This window comes from Serratia sp. (in: enterobacteria) (genome assembly GCF_046715635.1).
Taxonomy (GTDB): domain Bacteria; phylum Pseudomonadota; class Gammaproteobacteria; order Enterobacterales; family Enterobacteriaceae; genus Chania.
This window is the reverse complement of sequence record NZ_JBKJYW010000347.1, coordinates 1-3,866: the sequence shown is the minus strand read 5'-3', so window position 1 is coordinate 3,866 and position 3,866 is coordinate 1. Positions and strand designations below refer to the sequence as shown.

Annotated in this window: 6 protein-coding genes; all 6 read left to right on the top strand. The window is 57.7% G+C overall.

All coding sequences use genetic code 11. From position 1 onward, the window contains the following. The first annotated feature begins 203 nt into the window (after positions 1 to 203). Positions 204 to 398 carry an LPS translocon maturation chaperone LptM gene (gene lptM / locus ACLQ7H_RS18280; protein ID WP_411753886.1) on the top strand — a complete coding sequence of 65 codons (195 nt, stop codon included), beginning with the start codon at positions 204 to 206 and terminating at the stop codon, positions 396 to 398. A 69-nt stretch (positions 399 to 467) separates the two neighbouring features. Beyond that, positions 468 to 1,292 (top strand): diaminopimelate epimerase, encoded by an 825-nt coding sequence (gene dapF / locus ACLQ7H_RS18275; protein ID WP_021181537.1) that lies wholly within the window; start codon positions 468 to 470, stop codon positions 1,290 to 1,292. After that, positions 1,289 to 1,993, top strand: coding sequence for a DUF484 domain-containing protein (locus ACLQ7H_RS18270; protein WP_411753885.1), 705 nt, complete (start codon positions 1,289 to 1,291; stop codon positions 1,991 to 1,993). The genes dapF and ACLQ7H_RS18270 overlap by 4 nt, the downstream gene beginning before the upstream one ends. Further along, positions 1,990 to 2,901, top strand: a complete 912-nt coding sequence (xerC, locus tag ACLQ7H_RS18265; RefSeq protein ID WP_411753884.1) for a tyrosine recombinase XerC — start codon at positions 1,990 to 1,992, stop codon at positions 2,899 to 2,901. Before ACLQ7H_RS18270 ends, xerC begins: the two co-directional genes overlap by 4 nt. Next, the gene (yigB, locus tag ACLQ7H_RS18260; RefSeq protein WP_411753883.1) at positions 2,901 to 3,617 is read left to right on the top strand and encodes a 5-amino-6-(5-phospho-D-ribitylamino)uracil phosphatase YigB; all 717 of its coding nucleotides are present in this window, start codon (positions 2,901 to 2,903) and stop codon (positions 3,615 to 3,617) included. Before xerC ends, yigB begins: the two co-directional genes overlap by 1 nt. 68 nt (positions 3,618 to 3,685) lie before the next feature. Then, positions 3,686 to 3,866, top strand: a 181-nt coding sequence (locus tag ACLQ7H_RS18255; protein WP_411753882.1) for a UvrD-helicase domain-containing protein, incomplete at its 3' end; no start/stop codon positions are given.

Genomic DNA, 3,866 nt, shown 5'->3' with positions numbered 1-3,866 from the left:
TATCAAAGCTGCCGGGCTGGCAGTGTTAGCCCACGGAGAGCCTGTAAATCCTGAATCGCAGCACGCGGCTTAGGTTCGGCTCTGTGAAGTGGGAGTCCTCGCCCTTTAGGGCGGGGAGCAGTCAAATTCGATTCCTATTGCTTTTCATGATCCACCTGCGATTATAGTGAGCTTGGACGCATGAATTACAGGCATTAATGCAAATGAAAAAACAACTACGCTATGCGCTGATGGCCGTTTTGCTGGCCGGGCTCTCTGGCTGTGGCCTGAAGGGCCCGCTGTATTTTCCGCCGAAGGACAAACCGGCAGAGCAACCGGTAACCAGTGCCGGTACCGTTAGCAAAAACCAACAAGAACCCGCTGGCACTCAGCAGCAACCGTCGATGAGCAAACAGTAATGATCATTTATGGTGGCTGATGCCGCCATAAATATCAGACGGTACGTCGTCCAGATAGCGGAGTATGATATGCAGTTCTCCAAAATGCACGGTTTAGGCAACGACTTTATGGTGGTCGATGCCGTTACACAGAACGTCTACTTTTCACCTGAGCTGATCCGCCGCCTGGCCGATCGGCATTTGGGCGTGGGTTTTGACCAGATGCTGGTGGTAGAACCGCCGTACGATCCCGAACTCGATTTCCATTACCGCATTTTCAATGCTGACGGTAGCGAAGTGGCTCAATGCGGCAACGGTGCCCGCTGTTTTGCCCGCTTTGTGCGTTTGAAAGGGTTGACCAACAAGCGTGATATCCGCGTCAGTACCCAGACCGGGCGCATGATCCTGAGCGTCACCGATGATGACCTGGTGTGCGTCAATATGGGCGAGCCGAATTTTGATCCGCAAATCGTGCCATTCCGCGCCACTAAAGCGGAAAAGACCTACATCATGCGCGCGGCGGAGCATACGGTGTTGTGTGGCGTTGTATCGATGGGCAACCCACACTGTGTGTTGCAGGTGGACGACGTCAAAACCGCCAAGGTTGAACTGTTGGGGCCGGTATTAGAAGGGCACGATCGCTTCCCGGAACGCGCCAACATTGGCTTTATGCAGGTAGTGAGCCGCGAGCACATCAAACTGCGGGTTTATGAGCGCGGTGCCGGAGAAACGCAGGCCTGTGGCAGCGGTGCCTGTGCCGCAGTGGCGGTGGGCATTCAGCAAGAACTGCTGGCGGAAGAGGTGCATGTCGAACTGCCCGGCGGTAGCCTGCATATTCGCTGGAAAGGGCCAGGGGAGCCGTTATTTATGACCGGCCCGGCCACCCATGTTTATGACGGATTTATTCACTTATGAAACAGGTTGACGATCGGATAGCCACCGGCGTTGAGCTTGATGATGAGACGGTGATGCAATATCTGCTGCAGAATCCGGACTTCTTTATGCGCAATGCACGGCTGGTTGAACAGATGCGAGTGCCTCATCCGGTGCGGGGGACGGTCTCGTTGGTGGAGTGGCATCTGGCGCGTCAGCGCAACCAAATCACCCAATTGGAAGAAGAGATCACCTTGCTGATGGAGCAGGCAAGTGCCAACGAATCGCTGTTTGGTAGCCTGCTGCATCTACAGGCCAACCTGGCCACCGCCAGCAGCCTGCAGGATATGCTCAACCGCTTGCAGCGTTGGGCGCGGGGGTTTGGGTTGGCAGGGGCGAATATCCGCCTTTTTGCCGACAGCTGGAATATTGGCGCGCCGTCGGATTTCACCCATCTTGGCCTGACGCGCTCGGCGTTTGAGCCGATGCGTATTCAACGCCTGGGCGATCGCTATCACTACCTTGGCAACCTTAATGGCCCCGAACTGCTGCTGTTGCTGCCGCAGGCCAAACAGGTTGGCTCCGTGGCGCTGTCGTTGCTGGGAGAGCAGGGCGATCTCGGCATGGTGATCTTCAGCAGCCGTGATACCCAACATTATCAACAGGGAATGGGCACCGTGATGCTCGGCCAACTGGCGCGTATGTTGCCAAAACTGTTGGAACGCTGGATAGAACGCGCATGACCGGCGTAGCGGCCAACCTGCAACCGCCGGTGGACGCTTTCCTGCGTTATTTAAAGGTGGAGCGGCAACTCAGCCCACTGACGCAGATCAGTTATTCGCGCCAGTTGCAGGCGTTGATCGCCATGGCGAGCGAACTGGGCGTCAGCGAATGGCCGATGCTGGATGCCGCCAGAGTGCGTCAGTTGGCAGCCCGCAGTAAGCGTGCCGGGTTACAGTCTTCCAGCCTGGCGCTGCGCCTCTCTGCATTACGCAGTTTTCTGGACTGGCTGGTCGGCCAGGGTGTGATAAGCGCCAACCCCGCCAAAGGCATCCGCACACCGCGCAGTGGCCGTCATTTGCCGAAGAATATCGACGTCGATGAAATGAACCAACTGCTGAACATCGATCTCAACGATCCGCTGGCGGTTCGCGATCGTGCGATGCTGGAGGTAATGTACGGGGCCGGGCTGCGTCTGGCCGAACTGGTGGGGCTGGATTGCCGCCATGTCGATCTGGCTGGTGGTGAGATCTGGGTGCTGGGGAAAGGCAGTAAAGAGCGTAAATTGCCGATAGGCCGCATGGCGATCACCTGGCTGGAGCACTGGCTGGCGCTGCGCGATCTGTTTGCGCCGCAGGATGATGCCATGTTCCTCTCCAATCAGGGCAAGCGCATCTCGGCGCGCAACGTGCAAAAGCGTTTTGCCGAGTGGGGCGTCAAGCAGGGCGTCAACAGCCATATCCATCCGCACAAGCTGCGCCACTCTTTTGCCACCCATATGCTGGAATCGAGCGGCGATCTGCGCGCGGTACAGGAGTTGCTGGGGCACGCCAACCTGACCACCACGCAAATTTATACCCACCTCGACTTTCAACATCTGGCGAACGTGTACGATGCCGCGCATCCACGCGCCAAACGAGGGAAATCCTGATGCACTTTTACCGTCCGTTACGCCCGCTGGCCGCGCTGACTTTCGATCTGGATGACACGCTGTATGACAACCGCCCGGTGATCAAGCAGACCGAACATGAGTCGGTGGCCTTTTTGCAGAACTACCACCCGGGATTGAGTCATTTCCAGTCGGCGGATTTCCACCGTTTGCGGCAGGAACTGCGTGAACAGGATCCGGAGATTTACCACGACGTTACCCAATGGCGCTGGCGGGCGATCCATCTGGCGCTGAGCCGTCAGGGGTTGCGCGATGCCGAGGCGTCCATCGGTGCCGATGCCGCTATGCAGAACTTTGCCCTGTGGCGCAGCCGTATCGATGTGCCAGAGGCCACGCACGCTACCTTGCAGGCGCTGGGGCAACGTTATCCGCTGGTGGCGATCACCAACGGCAATGCCGATCCGGCCCAGTGCGGGTTAGAGCAATACTTCCAGTTCGTGCTGCGCTCCGGGCCAGATGGCCGCGCCAAGCCATATCAGGATATGTATCAACTGGCAGTCGAAAGGTTGGGCGTGGCGCCAGAACAAATCCTGCACGTTGGGGATGACCTGACCACCGACGTTGCCGGGGCGCTGCGTTCGGGCCTGCAAGCCTGCTGGATCAATGACCGTCAGCGCAGCCTGATGCTGGTGTCTGACAGCCGTCTGCTACCCCATATTGAGATTTCGCAGTTGGCATCGCTGACAGCATTGATATAATCCCAGCAGAACTCTGTATAAATTCCCAGTGGAAAGCGCGTAGAAGCGGGTTTTCCCTCTACCAATCAATGGTGCCTATGGACGTTTCCGACCTGCTCGACAGCATGAATGATAAACAACGTGAAGCCGTGGCTGCGCCACGCAGCAACCTGTTGGTGCTGGCCGGGGCAGGCAGCGGCAAGACCCGGGTGCTGGTGCATCGCATTGCCTGGCTACTGGCGGTAGAGAACTGCTCGCCGTACTCCATCA